At 67.7% G+C, this 19417-nt stretch carries 19 protein-coding genes; 15 read left to right on the top strand and 4 right to left on the bottom strand.

Annotated features, from left to right (window positions below; genetic code table 11):
• The first annotated feature begins 14 nt into the window (after positions 1-14).
• A complete protein-coding gene (locus EYE42_RS11655) occupies positions 15-1040 on the top strand; it encodes a GlxA family transcriptional regulator (RefSeq protein ID WP_130991505.1) in 1026 nt (341 codons plus the stop codon).
• Here EYE42_RS11655 and EYE42_RS11660 read toward each other — a convergent pair.
• Positions 1037-2044 carry a GlxA family transcriptional regulator gene (locus EYE42_RS11660; protein ID WP_130991506.1) on the bottom strand — a complete coding sequence of 336 codons (1008 nt, stop codon included), beginning with the start codon at positions 2042-2044 and terminating at the stop codon, positions 1037-1039. The genes EYE42_RS11655 and EYE42_RS11660 overlap by 4 nt on opposite strands.
• 347 nt (positions 2045-2391) lie before the next feature.
• Here EYE42_RS11660 and EYE42_RS11665 point away from each other — a divergent pair, with 347 nt between their 5' ends.
• The 3 genes from EYE42_RS11665 to EYE42_RS11675 all read left to right on the top strand — a co-directional run bounded on the left by EYE42_RS11665 (position 2392) and on the right by EYE42_RS11675 (position 4817).
• Positions 2392-4101: a dihydroxyacetone kinase family protein gene (locus EYE42_RS11665; protein ID WP_130991507.1), complete on the top strand. Its 1710-nt coding sequence runs from the start codon at positions 2392-2394 to the stop codon at positions 4099-4101.
• A 96-nt stretch (positions 4102-4197) separates the two neighbouring features.
• Complete coding sequence (locus tag EYE42_RS11670; protein WP_211657934.1) at positions 4198-4446, top strand: type II toxin-antitoxin system Phd/YefM family antitoxin; 249 nt, start codon at positions 4198-4200, stop codon at positions 4444-4446.
• Entirely contained in the window at positions 4443-4817 is a 375-nt protein-coding gene (locus EYE42_RS11675) for a type II toxin-antitoxin system VapC family toxin (protein WP_130991508.1), read from the top strand. Before EYE42_RS11670 ends, EYE42_RS11675 begins: the two co-directional genes overlap by 4 nt.
• Before the next feature lie 6 nt (positions 4818-4823).
• Here the strand turns inward: EYE42_RS11675 and EYE42_RS16020 are convergent, their stop codons facing one another.
• Both EYE42_RS16020 and EYE42_RS11680 read right to left on the bottom strand, forming a co-directional pair.
• Positions 4824-4982, bottom strand: coding sequence for a hypothetical protein (locus tag EYE42_RS16020; RefSeq protein WP_165455777.1), 159 nt, complete (start codon positions 4980-4982; stop codon positions 4824-4826).
• Between the two features lie 65 nt (positions 4983-5047).
• Positions 5048-6481: a helix-turn-helix domain-containing protein gene (locus EYE42_RS11680; protein WP_130991509.1), complete on the bottom strand. Its 1434-nt coding sequence runs from the start codon at positions 6479-6481 to the stop codon at positions 5048-5050.
• Between the two features lie 143 nt (positions 6482-6624).
• Between EYE42_RS11680 and aceB the strand changes: the two genes are divergently transcribed.
• The 8 genes from aceB (at position 6625) to EYE42_RS11720 (ending at position 15373) form a co-directional block, all read left to right on the top strand.
• The gene (aceB, locus tag EYE42_RS11685) at positions 6625-8247 is read left to right on the top strand and encodes a malate synthase A (protein ID WP_130991510.1); all 1623 of its coding nucleotides are present in this window, start codon (positions 6625-6627) and stop codon (positions 8245-8247) included.
• Positions 8248-8322: 75 nt separating this feature from the next.
• Positions 8323-9933, top strand: a complete 1611-nt coding sequence (locus tag EYE42_RS11690; RefSeq protein WP_130991511.1) for an isocitrate lyase — start codon at positions 8323-8325, stop codon at positions 9931-9933.
• A gap of 55 nt (positions 9934-9988) precedes the next feature.
• The gene (locus EYE42_RS11695; protein WP_130991512.1) at positions 9989-10228 is read left to right on the top strand and encodes a hypothetical protein; all 240 of its coding nucleotides are present in this window, start codon (positions 9989-9991) and stop codon (positions 10226-10228) included.
• Positions 10229-10466: 238 nt separating this feature from the next.
• Positions 10467-11987, top strand: coding sequence for an MmgE/PrpD family protein (locus tag EYE42_RS11700; RefSeq protein ID WP_130991513.1), 1521 nt, complete (start codon positions 10467-10469; stop codon positions 11985-11987).
• Positions 11984-13153 (top strand): bifunctional 2-methylcitrate synthase/citrate synthase, encoded by a 1170-nt coding sequence (gene prpC / locus EYE42_RS11705; protein WP_130991514.1) that lies wholly within the window; start codon positions 11984-11986, stop codon positions 13151-13153. The genes EYE42_RS11700 and prpC overlap by 4 nt, the downstream gene beginning before the upstream one ends.
• 3 nt (positions 13154-13156) lie before the next feature.
• Positions 13157-14068 (top strand): methylisocitrate lyase, encoded by a 912-nt coding sequence (gene prpB / locus EYE42_RS11710; RefSeq protein ID WP_130991515.1) that lies wholly within the window; start codon positions 13157-13159, stop codon positions 14066-14068.
• A gap of 91 nt (positions 14069-14159) precedes the next feature.
• The gene (locus EYE42_RS11715) at positions 14160-14870 is read left to right on the top strand and encodes a cytochrome c oxidase assembly protein (RefSeq protein ID WP_130991516.1); all 711 of its coding nucleotides are present in this window, start codon (positions 14160-14162) and stop codon (positions 14868-14870) included.
• Positions 14867-15373 carry a CopD family protein gene (locus EYE42_RS11720; protein WP_130991517.1) on the top strand — a complete coding sequence of 169 codons (507 nt, stop codon included), beginning with the start codon at positions 14867-14869 and terminating at the stop codon, positions 15371-15373. The genes EYE42_RS11715 and EYE42_RS11720 overlap by 4 nt, the downstream gene beginning before the upstream one ends.
• Here EYE42_RS11720 and EYE42_RS11725 read toward each other — a convergent pair.
• Positions 15361-15888 (bottom strand): DUF2231 domain-containing protein, encoded by a 528-nt coding sequence (locus EYE42_RS11725; RefSeq protein ID WP_246020757.1) that lies wholly within the window; start codon positions 15886-15888, stop codon positions 15361-15363. The genes EYE42_RS11720 and EYE42_RS11725 overlap by 13 nt on opposite strands.
• 51 nt (positions 15889-15939) lie before the next feature.
• Here EYE42_RS11725 and EYE42_RS11730 point away from each other — a divergent pair, with 51 nt between their 5' ends.
• From EYE42_RS11730 to EYE42_RS11740, 3 genes are read left to right on the top strand one after another with little or no spacing between them, the layout of a single operon-like run.
• The gene (locus EYE42_RS11730; protein WP_246020758.1) at positions 15940-16599 is read left to right on the top strand and encodes a cytochrome c oxidase subunit II; all 660 of its coding nucleotides are present in this window, start codon (positions 15940-15942) and stop codon (positions 16597-16599) included.
• Complete coding sequence (gene ctaD, locus EYE42_RS11735; protein ID WP_130991520.1) at positions 16596-19106, top strand: cytochrome c oxidase subunit I; 2511 nt, start codon at positions 16596-16598, stop codon at positions 19104-19106. Before EYE42_RS11730 ends, ctaD begins: the two co-directional genes overlap by 4 nt.
• Positions 19103-19414, top strand: a complete 312-nt coding sequence (locus tag EYE42_RS11740; protein ID WP_130991521.1) for a hypothetical protein — start codon at positions 19103-19105, stop codon at positions 19412-19414. Before ctaD ends, EYE42_RS11740 begins: the two co-directional genes overlap by 4 nt.
• Positions 19415-19417 lie beyond the last annotated feature (3 nt).

Here is a 19417-nt window from a genome sequence, read left to right on the forward strand (position 1 = left end):
GTAAGATCCGCGTCATGCGCGATCATCCTCACCAGCCCGCCGATCCCCTGCGCCTGCGTGTGGGCTTTCTGCTGGCGCGGCGCTTTACCCTGTCGGCCTTTGCCAATTTCGTGGACGTGCTGCGCCTTGCCGCCGACGAAGGCGACCGGTCGCGTCCGATCCGCTGTTCCTGGCGGGTGCTGGGAACCTCGATGGACCCGATCCGGTCCAGTTGCGGCATCGGCGTGACCCCCGACGAAAAGCTGGGCGATCCCTCGCGCTTCGATTATGTCGTCGTGGTGGGCGGCCTGATCGACGAGATCGAGCGGCTGGAACCCGACCATGCCGCCTTTCTGCATCGCGCGGCGGCGGCCAGGGTGCCGCTGGTGGGCGTCTGCACGGGCGCCTTCATCCTGCATCGCGCGGGGCTGATGGATGGATACCGCTGCTGCGTAAGCTGGTTTCACCACGAGGATTTCCTGGAACAGTTCGATGGTCTGCGTCCCGTCTCGGACCGCATCTTCGTGGTGGACCGCGACCGGCTGACCTGTTCGGGGGGCGCCAGTTCCGCGCATCTCGCGGCCTTTCTGGTGGACCGCCACATCGGCCGCGGACCCGCACGCAAAAGCCTGCACATCATGATCATCGACGAGGCGATGGCGGCCGACGATCCCCAGCCGGGCCTGCCGCTGGACCTTGTGACCGACGATCCCCTGGTGCGTCGCGCCCTGCTGATGCTGCAGCAGAACATGGACACGCCCCCCGGCGTGGCCGAGGTGGCGGGCCATCTGGGCGTCAGCCGCCGCAAGCTGGAGCGCCATTTCGCCGCCTCGCTGGGACTGCCCCCGGCCGAGGCCTTCATGCGTGTCCGTCTGTCCCAGGCCCGGATGCTGCTGTCGCGGCCTGGCCGCAGCATCAGCCAGATCGCCGCCGAAACCGGGTTCTGCGACGCCTCGCACCTGATCCGGGTGTTCCGCGAAACCATGGGGATCACACCGGAACAGTGGCGCCGCGCCCAGGGCCAGGCCGCCCATGCCGCCCAGGGCGACGCGGTCTTCTAACTGGCCAGGGCCAGCACCCCCCATTCCGCCCGCGCGCCCGATTTCTGCACGCCGCGTTCCCGATAGGGCGAGACGCCATAGCGTTCCCGATAGCATTTCGAGAAATGCGACGAGCTGGAAAAGCCGCAGGCGACCGCGATCTCGATCACGGCCAATTCGGTGTGCAGCAGCAGGTGGCGGGCGCGGGTCAGGCGTGCCTCGATGTAGAAACGTTTGGGACTGCGGTTCAGGTATCGCATGAACAACCGCTCGAGCTGTCGCGTGGACATGCCCGCATCCTGGGCCAGTTGCGCGGGGCTGAGCGGGGTTTCCAGATTGGCCTCGATCCGTGTGACCACGGCGGCCAGGCGGGGATGGCGGATGCCGATGCGGGTGGCAACCGACAGCCGCTGGTGGTCGCGTCCCGTGCGGATCGCCGTGTGCAGCATCTGGTCGGCGATCTGCGATACCAGGTCGGCGTCCTGCGTCTGCCCGATCAGATGCAGCATCAGGTCGATCGACGAGGTGCCGCCGCCCGCCGTCAGACGGTTGCCGTCGTCCACGAAAACCTGCCGTTGCAAGGTCACGTCAGAAAAGATCTCGGCAAAGGCGTCCTGGTTTTCCCAGTGGATCGTGGCGCGGCGCCCGTCCAGAAGCCCCGCCTTGGCCAGAACATGACTGCCGGTGCACAGCGCGCCCAGCGTCGCCCCGCCGCGCGCCTGCCGGCGCAGCCAGGACAGGACGGGGGCGGTGGCCTGCGTCGTGATGGCGTCGCCGCCGCAGACGATCACCACCCCGTCCCGTCCGATCGGCATGTCGGCCCCCAGCCCCGCGTCGAGCGCCAGCCGCGCGCCGTTCGAGCAGACGGCGACATCCCCGCCCGCCCCCAGCAGGCGCCAGTGATAGATCGTCCGCCCCGACATCTTGTTGGCCAGCCGAAGGGCATCGATGGCCGCCGCAAAAGGCAGCATGGTGAACCGGTCCAGCAGCAGAAAGGTGAACAACCGGGGAGGAGAGGAGGCCATGGGATCTCTGCCGCAAGGGACGCCGAACGGGACCAGCGTGGCCGAAGGTCCGATCGCCGCTTTGGCGGATTGCGGCAGAATCCCTGCACAATTGCGACAGGCCCGCCCGATGTCAGGAATCCCGACAATGCCGCAACCTATCGCCCGGTCAAAGTCTGGTCCGGGATGATGGATCTTTTCCTTTGCCGGGCGAAACGATCCACCGGCGCGAGGGCGTCCGCAAGGCGATCAAGGCGGGCTTTGACAGTTTCTTTCCGGTCGAACATTACGGGGGGCGGCGGCCTGGGCGTCTGTGCCCAAAGCCGCGACCATATCCGACAGATCCCGAGGGGGAGGAGGATCCGCACATGACCAGGGTTTTTGACGCACCCGACCAGTTCGCCGACACCGCGTTGCAGGGGTTCTGCGCGGCCAATGCCGACCGCGTGCGCGCGGTGCCCCATGGCGCGGTGCGCGCGGCGCCGGGCGCGCGGGGCAAGGTGGCGCTGCTGGTCGGCGGCGGGTCGGGGCATTACCCGGCCTTTCTGGGCTATGTCGGGACCGGCTTTGCCGATGCGGCGGTGGCGGGGGATGTCTTCGCCTCGCCTTCGGCCGCGTGGATCCACGGGGTCGCCAGGGCGGCAAACCGGGGCGGCGGGGTGATCCTGGGTTTTGGCAACTATGCGGGCGACGTGCTGAACTTCGGGTCCGCCGCCGAACGGCTGCGGGCCGAGGGGATCGACACCCGCATTCTGGCCGTGACCGACGACGTGGCAAGCGCCGGGGCCGATGATCGCGCCCGGCGGCGCGGCGTGGCGGGCGACCTGCCGGTCTTCAAGATCGTCGGCGCGGCCGCCGAGGCGGGACTGGACATGGACGCGGTGATGGCGGTCGCGGGCAAGGCGAACGGGGCCACGGTGTCCTTTGGCGTGGCCTTCGACGGCTGCACCCTGCCGGGTCAGGGAACGCCGCTGTTCACGGTCGATCCGGGCCGGGTCGGCATGGGTCTGGGCATCCACGGCGAACCCGGCATCAGCACGCGGGCGATGATGCCCGCCGCCGATCTGGCCCGCACCTTGCTGGAACCGCTGCTGGCCGAACGCCCAGCGGATCACGATGGCCGCGTGGCCGTGATCCTGAACGGCCTGGGCCGCACGAAATACGAGGAACTGTTTGTCCTCTGGCACCACCTGACCGGGATGCTGACAGAGGCCGGGCTGACCCCGGTGGACCCCGAGGTGGGGGAATTCGTCACCAGCCTGGACATGGCGGGCTGTTCGCTGACGATCACCTGGCTGGACGACGAGCTGCAAGGATACTGGCGCGCGCCTGCCGACGCACCCGCATTTCGCAAGGGCACTGTCACGCCTCCTGTGGCCGACGATGCGGTCGAGGCCGGCGCCGAGGCGGAGTCACGGATTGCCCAAGGCAGCGCGGATTCGCAGGATGCGGGGCGCTGCGTGGCGGGGCTGATCGGTCACGTCGCCCGTGCCCTGGCGGATGCCGAGGAGGAACTGGGCCGCATCGACGCCCAGGCGGGCGACGGCGATCACGGGCAGGGCATGGCGCGCGGCTCCGCCGCCGCGGCCGCCGCCGCCGACAAGGCCGTGGCAGGGGGCGGGGGGGCGGGGACGGTGCTGTCGCTGGCAGGCGATGCCTGGGCGGATCGCGCGGGCGGCACCTCGGGCGCGTTGTGGGGGGTGGCGCTGCGGGCCTGGGGGCAGACGCTTGGCGACAGGGACCGGCCCTTGCCGGAAACCGTCGCGCGGGGCGCGCAGGCCGCCCATGACGCCATCGTCCGGCTGGGCGGGGCCAGGGTCGGCGACAAGACGCTGGTGGATTCGCTGGTACCCTTTGTCCAGGTGCTGACCGAACGGGTCACGGCAGGGGAAACCTTGGGCGTGGCCTGGGCCGCTGCGGCTGCCCGCGCGACCGAGGCTGCGGATGCCACCGCGCAACTGCGACCCAGGCTGGGCCGCGCCCGCCCCCTGGCGGACCGCAGCATCGGGCACCCGGATGCGGGTGCGATCTCGCTGGCGCTGTGCGCGCGGGTGGTGGGGGCGAACCTGCCAGAATGACGGGACAGAGGGATCGAGCGGCCCCATCAGGGCCCTGACCGGAAACCGGCTTGAATACGGGAAAATGTTGACCTACATTAAGGTCAACACGGGGGGATGACCATGCAGATCGCCATTGCCGAAGCCAAGGCCCAGTTTGCCGACCTGATCCGCCGGGTCGAGGCCGGCGAGGAGATCGAGTTGACCCGCTATGGCCGGCCCGTGGCGCGTCTGACGCCCTCGCCTGCGCGGGCCAACAGCCTGATCGGCAGTGCCAAGGGGCAGATGCGCCTGCCCGACGACATCCATGACGGCGACGATCAGGTGGCCGAACTGTTCCGGTCGGGCGGCGTCCTGCCGGAATGAAACTGCTTCTGGATACCCATATCGTCCTGTGGGCGATGGCCGACGACGCACGGCTGCCGGCGTCCCTGCGCACTGCCATCACCGGGGCCGAGGCGCTGTTCATCAGCGCCGCCACCGTCTGGGAGGTTATGATCAAGCGTGCCCTGGGCAAGCTCGAGGTGCCGGAGGATCTGTTCGACCGCGCCCTGGCGGCCGGGGCGCGTCCCCTGCCGATCGGCTGGGGCCATGCGCAGGCGGTGGCGCATCTGCCCCTGCATCACGCCGATCCCTTTGACAGGATGCTGATCGCCCAGGCACGGTCCGAGGAGATGACGCTGGTGTCCATGGACCGCCAGTTCTACGCCTATGACGTGAGGCTGCTGAACGGCTGAGCGCCGTCAGCCCCCGCCGATCCCGGTCGTCACCTTGCCGGTTCCGCCGCAATCGGGGCAGTCCTTTCCATCGCTCTGCCCGCTGCCGCCGCACTTTCGGCAGATGTTCTCGCCCGCGCCGGTCGTGCCGGGGGGAACGGTGTCCGGATTGTCCTTGTCGGTCATGGCATGTCCTCCGTCCTGGCCTTTCGGTCCAACACGCCTGCAAAGCGGATGTTCCGCAAGAATTCCTAGCTTTCCTCGAACCGAAAGATCGCCAGGCTGCGTTCGCGTTCGTTGATGGTCAGGCGCCGGTTGATGGGGGCATGGGCACGGGCGGGGCAGTTGCGGCGTTCGCACAGATAGCAGTTCAGCCCGATCTCGACCGGGCGGGTGCGGTCAAGGTCGATCCCGTCGGCATAGATCAGGCGCGGCGCATAGGCCACGTCGCAGCCAAGGCCGATCGCCAGCCGCTGCGACGGCGCGCTGTGGCTGCCCCCGGCACGGCTGACGGTATGGGCGATCGAGAAATAGCTGGCCCCTTCGGGCATCTGGATGATCTGCGTCTGGATGCGGCCCGGCGTTTCAAAGGCGGAATGGATGTTCCACAGCGGGCAGGTGCCGCCAAAGCGCGAAAACGGAAAGCGTCCGGCGCTGAACCGCTTCGAGATGTTGCCCGCCCGGTCCACCCGGACGAAAAAGAACGGGATGCCCCGCGCGCCGGTCCGTTGCAGCGTGCACATGCGATGTGCGGTCTGTTCATAGCTGGTGCCGAACCGGTGGCACAGCAGTTCCACGTCATAGCGCGTGCTTTCGCAGGCCGCCAGGAACCGGCCATAGGGCATCAGCAGCGCGGCGGCGAAATAGTTGGCCAGGCTGACGCGCATCAGCGACACCGTTGCCGGATCGGTCAGCCCGGTTTCGGCCAGGACGGCATTGATCGGATCGTCCATTTCCAGCCGTGCCAGCAGCACACCGATCTGGAACCGGCGGCTGGCCTGACCCAGCAGTTCCGACAAAAGCAGTTCCTTGCGATGCTGATCGAAGCGGCGCAACTGGTCGCCCATCACCGGGGCGGGCAGGATGCGTACCGTGATCCCGTGCGCGGCCAGGCGCGTGGACAGGGCCACATGCGGCTCGCTGCGGTGCAGGGCCAGGTCGTCGGCCAGCGCTTCGGCGGCGCGGTCAAGCGCATCGACATAGTTGCTGCGCGCATAAAGCCACGCCCGGACCTGTTCCACGGGTCGCGACGTGTCGGCCAGGGCCTCGACCTTGTCGCGGTCGGTCAGGGGATTGTCGTCGGCCTGCGGCCTGACCAGGGCCTCGCGGTACCGGTCGTGCAGGCGCACAAAGGCCGCCGCGATTTTGGGCGAGGATTGCAGGACGGCCTCGATCTCGGCGCGGGGCAGGTTGCCCGATTCCAGCGCGGGATCCTTCAGCGCCGAGGCAAAGTCTGCCGCAAGCTGCGCATCCGACGATGGCGCCAGTTCGGTGATGTCCAGGTCATAGACCGCGGCCAGGCGCATCAGCAGGCGGGCGGATGCGGGACGCTGATCGGATTCAATCAGGGTGATGTAGCTGGCCGAGACGCCCAGTTCGGCGGCAAGCTGCGCCTGCGTCAGGCCCAGCGACTGCCGCAGCACCCGCAGCCTTTGGCCGATGATCAGCTTTTCGGGCCGCCCCATTAAGGCACCTGCGCATTACAAACGTTACAGATCAGGCTCATGTCATCTTACAGAACCGACAATGCAACCCCTTTGTGCAAATCTCGGGCTGTCTTGGTAGCGTTACATTACTAATATGACAGCACGCACCAAGGGAGATCGTCATGCTTGATCACGCCGCCATTCCCGTCCAGATGCCGCTCGTGCTGCGCGCCGTGCCGGGGGGCGATCATGTCCTGACCGCCGAGGCGCTGAATTTCGTGGCGACGCTTCAGGCGCGGTTCGGGCTGCGGCTGCACAGTCTGATGGTCGCCCGCGCCCGTCGCCAGGAACGCTTCGACCGGGGCGAACTGCCGGACTATCTGCCTGAAACCACCGAAATCCGCCGCGGCATCTGGGAGGCCGCGCCGATCCCCGAGATCCTCCAGGACCGCCGGGTCGAGATTACCGGCCCGGTCGATCGCAAAATGATGATCAATGCGCTGAATTCTGGGGCCAGGGTTTTCATGGCCGATTTCGAGGACGCGACCTCGCCCGGTTTCGCCACCATCGTCGCGGGCCATGCCAACATGCTGGACTATCGCGACGGCACGCTGGAATACACCGACGCGGCGACCGGCCGGGACTATCGGGTCGGGTCGGACCCCGCGCTGCTGATCGTGCGCCCGCGCGGGCTGCACATGGCCGAGTCGAATGTCCTGATCGGCGGCCAGCCGGTATCCGCCGCGCTGTTCGATTTCGGTCTCAACATCTTTCACAACGGTCGCGCGCTTGCGGCATCGGGCCGGGGGCCGTTCTATTATCTGCCCAAGCTGGAAAGCCATCGCGAGGCGCGCTTCTGGAACGAGGTGTTCCTGTTCGCCCAGGACCGCATGGGCCTGTCCGAGGGCACGATCAAGGCCACCGTCCTGATCGAGACCCTGCCCGCCGCCTTCGAGATGGACGAGATCGTCTGGGAACTGCGCAACCACATCGCCGGGCTGAACTGTGGCCGCTGGGACTATATCTTCAGCTATATCAAGACCCTGCGCAACCACGGCGCCTATATCCTGCCCGACCGGGCCGAGGTGACGATGGACCGCGCGTTCCTGGCGACCTATGCCGCGCGGCTGGTCAAGGTCTGCCACCGCCGGGGCATCCACGCCATGGGCGGCATGGCCGCCGCGATCCCGGTCAAGGGCGACGAACAGGCCAACGCGGCCGCATTCGCCAAGGTCCGTGCCGACAAGCAGCGCGAGGTCGAGCTGGGTCATGACGGCACCTGGGTCGCCCATCCCGATCTGGTGCCGGTCGCCCGGGCGGTCTTTGACGCCGGCATGACCGGGCCGAACCAGGTTCGCCGCCAGCGGCAGGATTACCGCATCGACCCCGCCAAGCTGCTGGCCCCCCACCAGGGTCAGGTCACCGAGGCCGGCATCCGGTCCAACATCGCGATCGCCGTCGAATATCTGGCGCACTGGCTGCAAGGGCGCGGCGCGGTGCCGATCAACAACCTGATGGAAGACGCCGCCACGGCCGAGATCAGCCGCGCGCAACTGTGGCAGTGGCGGCGCCACGGCGCGCCGGTGGTCATGGCCGACGGGAACGAAGGCCGGCTGACCGACGACTGGTTCGGCCAGCTCATGCAGGACGAGATCGTCCGCGTGCTGGAACGCCTTGGACCCAACGGCTTTCACCGGGGCCATTACGCCTCGGCCGCCCGCATCGTGCAGGAGGCCGTGATGGCCGAAACCCTGCCCGATTTCATCACCACCCCGGCCTATCAGGTGCTGAACGCGCTCGACTGACCGGACCCTTTCCGGGGTCATGCCGACCCGCAGGCCCCCTCACCCAAACACGATTTGCACAAAGGACGCATCATCATGACCAGGTCACGCACCTTTTCCGACATTCATGCCGAGGTTTCGGCCCGTTATCCGTCGGGCCAGACGGCGGGGGGCGTTTCGGTGGACGACATCGTCCAGTTGCGGATGCAGAACAGCTACGACACGCATCTGGACATCGCCCGCGAGATGGCAAAGGTGATGCGCGCCGACATGGCCGCCTATGACGCCGACAGCAGCAAATTCACCCAGTCGCTGGGCTGCTGGTCGGGCTTTCACGCCCAGCAGATGATCAAGGCCGTCAAGCGCCTGCGCGGCACCGCCAAGGGCACCTATGTCTATCTGTCCGGCTGGATGGTCGCCGGTCTGCGCAACCGCTGGGGCCACCTGCCCGATCAGTCCATGCACGAAAAGACCGCGGTGGCCGACCTGATCCAGGAAATCTACGTCTCGCTGCGCCAGGCCGACGAGGTCGCGCTGAACGACCTGTTCCGCGACCTGAAGAAGGCCGGGTCAGAGGCCGAGCGCGCCAAGGTGATCGAAAAGATCGACACATTCGAATCCCATGTCGTGCCGATCATCGCCGACATCGACGCGGGCTTCGGCAACGAACACGCGACCTATCTGCTGGCCAAGGAACTGATCAAGGCGGGCGCCTGCTGCCTGCAGATCGAGAACCAGGTGTCCGACGCCAAGCAGTGCGGCCACCAGGACGGCAAGGTCACGGTCCCGCGCGAGGACTTTATCGAAAAGCTGCGCGCCTGCCGTCTGGCCTTCGAGGAACTGGGCGTCGATGACGGCGTGATCGTGGCGCGCACCGATAGCCTGGGCGCGGGCCTGACCCAGAAGGTTCCGGTCAGCCAGCAGCCGGGCGATCTGGCAAGCGAATACATCAAATGGCTCAAGACCGAGCCGATCAGCGACCAGAACCCGATGCGCGAGGGCGAGCTGGCGATCTTCATGAATGGCCGGTTCGTGCGCCCGGCGCGCCTGCCCAACGGGCTGTTCCCGTTCCAGGAGGGCACCGGCCGGCAGCGCGTGATCGAGGATTGCATTGCCTCGCTGACCCAGGGCGGCGCCGATCTGTTGTGGATCGAGACCGACACCCCCAACGTGGACGAGATCGCCGGCATGGTGAACGAAATCCGCAAGGAAGTGCCGAACGCCAAGCTGACCTACAACAATTCGCCGTCCTTCAACTGGACGCTGAACCTGCGCAAGCAGGTCCGCCAGCAGTGGATCGCCGAAGGCAGGATCGCCGAGGGCGATTATCCCGAGGGGACCGAGCTGATGAAGGCCGACTACGACGACACCGATCTGGGCCGCGAGGCGGATGCACGCCTGCAGCGGTTCCAGACCGACATCTCGGCCCGCGCCGGGGTGTTCCACAACCTGATCACGCTGCCGACCTTCCACCTGACCGCCAAGTCGGTGGACGAACTGGCCCATGGATATTTCGGCGACCAGAAGATGCTGGCCTATGTCAAGACGGTGCAGCGCGAGGAAATCCGCCGCGGCATCAGCGCGGTCCGGCACCAGCACGAGGTCGGGTCCGACCTGGGCGACAGCTTCAAGGAGATGGTCGCGGGCGAACGCGCGCTGAAGGCGGGCGGACACGCGAACACCATGAACCAGTTCGCGGCCGAGTGACGAGCCAGCGGCCTGTCCCATGCCGGGGCAGGCCCTTTCCCCAGGGAGGAAAACCGTGAGCAATTCCGATTTCGAACGTGTCGACCGGCCCGAGCTGGACCCCCGCGACCGTGCCATCCACCGCGTGGCAGATGCGGTCCACCGGCTGAACGAGGCGATCCAGCGGGCAGTGAACGACGGAGTCTCGGTGGAACTGGTGCGCGTGTCGCGTCACCATGGCGGCAACGGCTGCTGGGGCGACCAGGTCGTTCCGACCATCCGGGAAACGGAACGCAAGGCCGACAAGGCATCCTGAACCCGCCTGCCGGAAAGCCGGCCCCGGGCTGTGCAGGCCCCGGGTCATTTCCTTGCGGAAATTTGCAGATTTTGCAGTTTGCACACCTGGCCCAAGCACTGTTTCGCTGTTTCAACGGTTGAAATAAGCCGTCTTGCGCGGGATAGAGGCAATGCAAACCGTGCGAAGCCTGGCCCGGCGTCCTGCGCGCCACCATCCGCAGGCCTCGCAACCGTCTTGATATCAGAGGAATACCACCATGATGATGCATGATCTGCGCACCTATCGTTCGGCCGAACATCTGGCGCGCGAGGACCAGTTGGCCTGGAAGATCGCCGAGGTGGCCGCCGACCCCGTCGCGGTCGACAACGACGTGACCGCCATGATCATCAACCGCATCATCGACAACGCCGCCGTGGCCGCGGCCTCGGTCGCGCGCAGGCCGGTCGCCTCGGCCCGCGCGCAGGCGCTGTGCCATCCCTTTGCCCCGGGTTCGACCGTGTTCGGCCTGGCCGATGCGCGCGTCAGCCCCGAATGGGCGGCCTGGGCCAATGGCACCGCGGTGCGGGAACTGGACTTCCACGACACCTTCCTGGCTGCCGACTACAGCCACCCGGGCGACAACATCCCGCCGATCCTGGCGGTGGCGCAGCATGTCGGCAAATCCGGCGCGGACCTGATCCGGGGTCTGGCCACCGGCTACGAGATCCAGGTGAACCTGGTGCGCGGCATCTGCCTGCACGAGCACAAGATCGACCATATCGCCCATCTGGGGCCGTCGGCGGCGGCGGGCATCGGCACGCTGCTGGGCCTGCCTGTCGAGGTGATCTATCAGGCCGTCCAGCAGGCGCTGCATGTCACCACCACCACCCGCCAGTCCCGCAAGGGCGAGATCTCGTCCTGGAAGGCCTTTGCCCCGGCCTTCGCGGGCAAGATGGCGATCGAGGCCGTGGACCGCGTGATGCGCGGCGAGGGCGCCCCGAGCCCCGCCTGGGAGGGCGAGGACGGCTTCATCGCCTGGCTGCTGTCGGGCCCCGAGGCGCGCTATCAGGTGCCGCTGCCCGGCAGGGGAGAGCCCAAGCGCGCGATCCTCGACACCTATACCAAGGAACATTCGGCGGAATACCAGAGCCAGGCGCTGATCGACCTGGCCCGCCGCATGGGCCCCAAGGTCGGCGACCTGTCGCAGGTGGACAGCATCGTGATCCACACCAGCCACCACACGCATTACGTGATCGGCACGGGCGCCAACGACCCGCAGAAGATGGACCCCAAGGCCAGCCGCGAGACGCTGGACCATTCGATCATGTATATCTTTGCCGTGGCGCTCGAGGACGGCGGCTGGCACCACGAGAAATCCTATGCCCCCGAACGGGCGAACCGTCCCGAAACGGTGGCGCTGTGGCACAAGATCTCGACCACCGAAGATCCGGAATGGACGCGCCGCTATCACGCCCGTGACCCCAAGGAAAAGGCCTTCGGCGGCCGCGTGGTCGTGACCCTGAAGGACGGCCGGGTGATCGAGGACAGCCTGGCCCTGGCCGATGCCCATCCCGACGGCGCGCGTCCCTTCGTGCGCGAGAACTATGTCCAGAAGTTCCTGACCCTGTCCGAAGGCATCATCGCCCCCGAGGAACAGAAGCGTTTCCTGGCCGCGGCCGAGGGTCTGGCCGATCTGGGCGCGGGCGACCTGATGCACCTGAACTTTGCCGTGTCCCCGGACCGTCTGGGCACGCCGCGCCCGACCGGCATCTTTGATTACAAGGGGAACGGGAAATGAGCGGGACCGTCGCAAAGCCCAAGAAGTCGGTTGCCCTGTCGGGGGTGGTCGCGGGCAACACCGCGCTGTGCAGCGTCGGCCAGACCGGCAACGACCTGCACTATCGCGGCTATGACATCCTGGATCTGGCCGAGGCCGCCGAATACGAGGAGGTCGCCCATCTGCTGATCCATGGCAGCCTGCCCACGGCGGCCGAATTGTCGGCCTACAAGACAAAGCTTCGGGCCCTGCGGGGCCTGCCCCTGGCCGTGCGGCAGGTGCTGGAAAGCCTGCCGGCCTCGGCCCATCCGATGGACGTGCTGCGCACGGGCGTCAGCGCCCTGGGCTGCACCCTGCCCGAAGCGCATGACCACAACGTCGCGGGCGCGCGCGACATCGCCGACCGGCTGATCGCGGCGCAGGGGTCGATGCTGCTTTACTGGCATCACTACAGCCAGAATGGCCGCCGTATCGAGGTGGAAACCCCGGACGACAGCATTGCCGGGCATTTCCTGCATCTTCTCCACGGCACGGCTGCCAGCGACGACGACGTGAAGGCCATGCAGGTGACGCTGAACCTGTATGCCGAACATGAATTCAACGCCTCGACCTTTACGGCGCGGATCATTGCGGGAACCGGATCGGACATGTTTTCAGCCATTGCCGGGGCGGTCGGCGCGTTGCGCGGCCCCAAGCACGGCGGCGCCAACGAGGTCGCTCTCGACATCCAGAAGCGCTATGGCGACCCGGACGAGGCCGAGGCTGATATCCGCCGCCGGATCGAGGCCAAGGAGGTCGTGATCGGCTTTGGCCATCCGGTCTATACCATCGCCGATCCGCGCAATGCCGTCATCAAGAAGGTGGCCCACCGCCTGTCGCGGAATACAGGCTCTACCAAGCTTTTCGATGTCGCGGAACGCATCGAGACGGTGATGATGGACGCCAAGAAGATGTTCCCGAATCTCGACTGGTTCTCGGCCGTGTCCTATCACATGCTGGGCGTGCCCACGGCGATGTTCACGCCGATCTTCGTGATCGCCCGCACGGCGGGATGGGCCGCGCATGTGATCGAACAGCGTATCGACAACAAGATCATCCGCCCCTCGGCCAACTATGTCGGGCCCGAGAACCGGGCCTTCGTGCCCATCGACAAGCGCGGCGCGGACCGCCCCCAGGCTGCGGAGTAAGCCATGCCGTATCTGATTGCAGACGACCAACCCCGCGACAGCGCCGGTGCTCGGTTTCGCGCCGCGCTTGACCGTCCCGGCATCCTGCGCCTGCCCGGCGCCCATAACGGCATGGCCGCGTTGCAGGCGCGGGCGGCGGGGTTCGACGCGCTGTATCTGTCGGGCGCGGCGATGACCGCCAGCATGGGCCTGCCGGATCTGGGCATCATCACCGTGGACGAGGTGTCCTTTTTCGTGCGCCAGATCGCGCGGGCCAGCGGGTTGCCGGTTCTGGTCGATGGCGATACCGGTTATGGCGAGGCGCTGAACGTCATGCACATGGTCCGCACGTTCGAGGAGGCGGGCGCCGGCGCCGTCCATCTGGAAGACCAGCTTCTGCCCAAGAAATGCGGGCACCTGAACGACAAGAAACTGGCAACGGCCTCGGACATGGCCGCCAAGGTGGCCGCTGCCGCCCGCGCCCGCCGCGACCTAGTCATCATCGCCCGTACCGATGCCGCCGCATCCGAGGGGATCGACGGCGCCGTCGCCCGCGCGCAGATGTATGTCGATGCCGGCGCGGACGCGATCTTTCCCGAGGCTCTGACCTCGGTCGAGATGTTCCGCGAGGTGCGCGAACGCCTGCCGGGCGTGAAGCTTTTGGCCAATATGACCGAATTCGGCCGCACCCCCGCCCTGACCGCGCAGGAGTTCGAGGATCTGGGATATGACATGGTGATCTGGCCGGTGTCGTCGCTGCGCGTGGCCAACAGGGCGCAGGAACGCCTGTATGCCGCGCTTGCCCGCGACGGCGCCACCACCGCCATGCTGTCCGAGATGCAGACCCGGGCCGAACTTTACGACACCATCGGACTGAATGCCTTCGAGGCGCTCGATGCCTCGATCGCGCAAAGCGTGCTGCCCGCCCAGGGCTGAGGTCTGGCCCCGCAAGGGAACCGCGCCGCGTGAAACCCGTGGCCCTGTCGGCGGCTTATGACAGAGGGACACGAAGAAAGGCGGTCGTGACATGAGCCAGCCCTATTGCGGACCGGCCCTGCCGCCCGAGGCGTTGTGGATCGCGTGGAACGCCGATCCGGTGCTGCTGGCGGGGCTTGGGGTTCTTGGCCTTGCGCTGTGGCGATGGGGCAGGGGGCAGGCCCGCTGGGTCGCGATGGCGGCCCTGATCCTGGCCTTCGTCTCGCCCCTTTGCGCGCTGACGGTTGCGTTGCTGTCGGGCCGTGCCCTGCACCATCTGGTTCTGGCCGGGGTGGCGGCGCCTGCACTGGCCCTGGCGCTGCCGATGGCGGCACGCCTGCCCGCCTGGATCGCGGCGGCGGGGATGACCGCGGCGATGGTCGCCTGGCACCTGCCTGCGGTTTATGCGGCGATCTGGTTTTCCGACGGCCTCTACTGGCTGATGCAGGCCGCGCTGCTGCTGCCGGCCTGGGCCTTCTGGTCGACCGTTTTGGCGCCGGGCGCCGACGCCCGGCACCTGCTGGGCAACGCCTTTCTGGCGATCGGCCTTGCCGGGATCATGGGCCTTCTGGGTGCGGTGCTGACCTTTGCGCCGGGGCTGCTTTATCTCCAGCATGTGGATGGTGCGGCGCTGTGGGGCCTGTCGGCCCTGGACGATCAGCAACTGGCCGGACTGATCCTGTGGGTGCCGGGATTCCTGCCCATGGCCGGGCTGGCCTTTGTGCTGCTGCGGCGCGGCTGGCACAACGGTCTGGCCGCATGATCGCCGCGCTGAAGGCCCTGCACATCGCCGCCATCCTGGTCTGGAGTGCGGGGCTGATCGCCCTGCCGCTGTTGCTGATCGGCTATGGCGGCGCGCGGCGGCAGTCGCGGTTTTCCGAGTTCCGGCTGCTGACCCATTACGGCTATGTGGCCTTCGTGACCCCCGCCGCCGTGATCGCCGTGGTCGCGGGCACCGGGCTGATCTTCGCGGCCGGGGTGTTCGATCTGTGGTTCATCGCCAAGCTGGCCCTTGTCAGCCTGATGGCGCTTGTCCATGCCTGGATCGGCCACCTGATCGAACAATCCGGCGTGCAGCGGCAGGGTGCCATGGCGAATGGAGAGCGCAGCCGGGGCTATGCCATGCCGAACCCGATCATGGCACTGGTGATTGCCATCCCGGCCATGGCCGCCGTGCTGTGGCTGGTGCTGGCCAAGCCCGATCTGGCCTGGGTCGCGGGCCTGTTGCCGCAATTCATGCTGCAGACCCAGGATCAATCGCTGTGATCGCGCTGCGTCCCGATCCGGTAATCGAACACCAGCTTGCCGCCGTGCCATCCGGTCACGGCCGTCATCCCCATCCCCAGGGCCGAGATCAGGATACCGAAGGGCAGGACCGCCGCCTGCGCGTCGGGCAGGCGATAGCCCCAGTTGACGCCCATCACCGACAAAAGGGTGCAGGCCAAGATGAAATGGGTCCAGCTTGGCGCACGGATGCGGATGCCTGGCACGATCAGCAGTTCGACCGCGCCGGTGATCCCCGCAAACACGCCCGCGACAAAGCCGACGCCTGCGGTCCAGACCGCCACCCGCGGCCAGAAGGGATCGCCCGTCCACCAGAACAGCGCGTCGGCGCCAAAGGTCAGAAAGGCCAGGGCGATGGGATATGTGACCATCATGGCGTGCAGCGGATGGCCGGCAAGGGCGATCCGGGATTCGGTCTTGTCGAAGGCCGCATGTTCCTCGATGGGATCGGCAAGGCGGCGTCGCTGGCTCCAGGTGCGCTTGGGTCGCATCGGCATCGGTTCCTTGTGAGGGTCAGGGGGAAAGCCCCTGCCGCGGCGGCGGTTCCGTTGCTGGCGGGATGCGACGGCGCGTTCAGCACGCTGACGCCCGCGGGCCCCGCCGCGTCCGGGATCGCCCTGTTGTGGTGGGTGATGCTGGGCGGCGCGGGGTTGATCACGATCCTGGTGCTGTCCCTGGCCTGGATCGCGCTGCGCAGCGGCCCGCGCGCAACCGTTGAACGGCCCTGGACGATCTGGGGCGGGCTGGCCTTTCCGCTGGCGGTCCTCGCAATGCTGGTCGGTTTTGCGCTGTGGATCGGCGAACGCATGATCGCGCGCGACGACGGCGCATTTGCCGTGCAGGCCGAGGCTTATCAATGGGGCTGGAGCTTCGTGCAGCCCGGCCCGGATGGCCCGGTCAGGACCGAGGGCGTGCTGTATGTGCCGGCGCGGCAGCCCTTCGACATCGTTCTGACCAGCCGCGACGTGATCCATTCCTTCTGGGTTCCGCAACTGGGCGGCAAGATGGACGCCATCCCCGGCCGCCGGAACGTGCACCGCCTTCAGGCCGACGCCCCCGGCCGATACGAGGGGCTGTGCGCCGAATTCTGCGGCCTGGGCCATGCCGCCATGCGGTTCGAGGTGGTGGTCTATGACCCGTCCGGGCCGTTGCCCGATCTTGCCCCGCTGCCCCAAGGGTCGGCATCCGCAGGGGGAACCGCGCCATGACCGACACCCGCCCCGCCATCGCCCCCAATCCCCCGCAGCGCGCAATCCGCCTGCACCGCGAACTGGACCGGGTCTGGACTGACCTGCCTGGCTGGCGGGGATTTCTGACCTCGGTCAACCACGGCACGCTGGGGCTTCGCTTCATGGCGACGGCAATCGTGTTCTTCGGCATCGGCGGGGTGCTGGCCATGCTGATCCGCGCTCAGCTTGCCACCCGCGACGGGGCCTTCCTGGACACGGCCCTGTATAACCAGATCTTCACGATGCATGGCAGCATCATGATGTTCCTGTTCGCCATCCCCATGCTGGAGGGTCTGGGGTTATGGCTGCTGCCCAAGATCCTGGGCGCGCGGGACATGGCCTTTCCCCGGCTGAGCGCGCTTGGCTACTGGTGCTATCTGTTCGGCGGCATTATCATTCTGCTGTCGCTGCTGGCGGGCGTGGCCCCCGACGGCGGCTGGTTCATGTATGTGCCCCTGTCGGGCAAGACCCATACCCCCGGCATCAGCGCCGATGTCTGGCTGCTGGGGGTCACGTTCGTCGAGATTTCCGCCATCGCCGCCGCGGTCGAGATCACCGTGTCCATCCTGCGCTGCCGCGCCGCGGGGATGCGGCTGGCTGCGATGCCGCTGATGGGGTGGTACATGCTGGGCACGGCGGCGATGATGCTGGTGGGCTTTCCGCCGCTGATCCTGGGGTCGATCCTGCTGGAACTGGAGCGCGCCGCAGGCTGGCCGTTCTTCGACATCCTGCGCGGCGGCGACCCGCTGCTGTGGCAGCACCTGTTCTGGCTGTTCGGCCACCCCGAGGTGTATATCATCTTTCTGCCCGCCGCGGGCGTGCTGTCCACCATCATCCCGGTCTTTGCCCGCGTGCCGATCCTGGGATACGGGGCCATCGTCGCGGCGATCCTAGGGCTGGTGTTCCTGTCCTTCGGGCTGTGGGTGCATCATATGTTCACCGTGGGCATCCCGCACATGGCGCTTGCATTCTTTTCGGCCGCCTCGGCCCTGGTGGCGGTGCCCACGGCGGTGCAGATCTTTGCCTGGATCGGCACGATGTGGGCGGGGCGGGTGACGATGCGCCTGCCGATGCTGCACGTCGCCGGGTTCTTTCTGACATTCGTGATGGGCGGGCTGACGGGCGTGATGCTGGCCATGGTGCCCTTCAACTGGCAGGCCCATGACACGGCCTTCGTCACGGCGCATCTGCATTACGTCCTGGTCGGCGGCTTCGTCTTTCCGATGCTGGCCGCGATCACCTATTGGATGCCGATGATCTGCGGGCGCTTCCGCGTCCGCGCCCTGGGCGAGGCCGCGTTCCTGCTGATCCTGGTCGGGTTCCACGGCACCTTTTTCCTGATGCACCTGACCGGGCTGCTGGGGATGCCGCGCCGGATAGACGTGTATCCCGACAATCCCGAATGGGAGTGGCTGAACCTGATATCCTCGATCGGCGGCATGGTCATGTCGGCGGGGTTCGCGCTGTTCGCGCTCGACATCGCGATGCAATGGCTGTTCGGGCGGCGCAGCCGACGCAATCCGTGGCGGGCGCCGACGCTGGACTGGGCCATGGCGCTGCCCGCGCCGTCCTACAACGTCGCCTCGCTGCCCGGACCGGGCCGCGACACGGCCGATGCGCTGCTGCCCCTGGCGCGGGGCGAGGGGCTGCTGCCCGGCGCCCCGCGCGGTCGGCGCGAGACGCTGGTCGTCGATCCGGGCAGCGGGCGGCCCGACCATGTGGCCGTCCTGCCCGGCAATACCGCCCTGCCCATCGTCACCGCCGCGACCATTGGCAGCCTCGTTCTGCTGATGCTGGCGGGGCTTTACCCGCTGGCGCCGCTGGCCATCCTTGCGATCCTGTGGGCCGCGTGGCGGTGGGGCCGGATCATGGGCACCGCCGACGAGGCCGCGCCGATCCCCGTCGCCCCCGGACTGTCCCTGCCTGAACATTACCAGTGCCGCAACACCCTGGCCTTTAGCGGTGCGGTCGCGCTGCTGGTGGCCGACGGGACGCTCTACGCGTCGCTGCTGTTCGGGGTGGCATTCCTGACCGTGATCGCGCCGAACTGGCCCGCGCCGGACAGCGGGCTGTCGATGCTTGACCTGTGGCTGGCCGGGGGGGCGCTGCTGGCGATGGCGGGCGGATCGCTGGCGGCGCGGCTGGCGGAATCGCGGCGCACCCGCCCGCTGGGGGGACAGGCGGCCCTGGCAGGGATTCTGGCCGCGATACTGGGCCTGGCCCTGCTGGCGGGCCTTGCCTTGCAGCTTGACGATCCGACGCGCCATGCCCGCAACGCGCTGCGCGGTGTGCTGCTGGGCCATGCCGCCGTCCACGGGGTGATCGCGCTGATGATGGGCCTGCGCAGCCTGGCCGATATCCGGGCCGGACGGGTCAGCCGGACCCGGCGCGGGGCCGCGCCGGTCTGGCGCCTGTTCGGGGATTTCTGGCTGGCGACCTCGGCCGTGTCGGTCGCGGTGGTCGTCCTGCAAGAGGTTCTGGCATGACCTGGGTGGCGCGGATGCTGGCGGGGCCGGGGTTGTGGGCGGTGCTGTTCTGCGCCGTCTATGGCCTGCACGGCCTGGGCTGCGCCTGGGACTGGCCCGCTCGCCAGACGCCGCTGGGGCCGCTGCATCCCCTGGGCATGATCGCGCTGTGGCTGGCGGGACTGGCGGTCCACGGGGCGCTGATCGTGCTGAACGGGCCGGGCGGGGAGGGCACGCAGGCAGGGCTGATCCGGGCCGGAAACTGGATCGGCGCGGTGGCAAGCGCGGTCACGCTGTTTCCGGTCATCGCCGCCTCGACCTGCGGCTGAGGC

The sequence above is a fragment of the Paracoccus subflavus genome, assembly GCF_004310345.1.
In the GTDB taxonomy this organism is placed as follows: domain Bacteria; phylum Pseudomonadota; class Alphaproteobacteria; order Rhodobacterales; family Rhodobacteraceae; genus Paracoccus; species Paracoccus subflavus.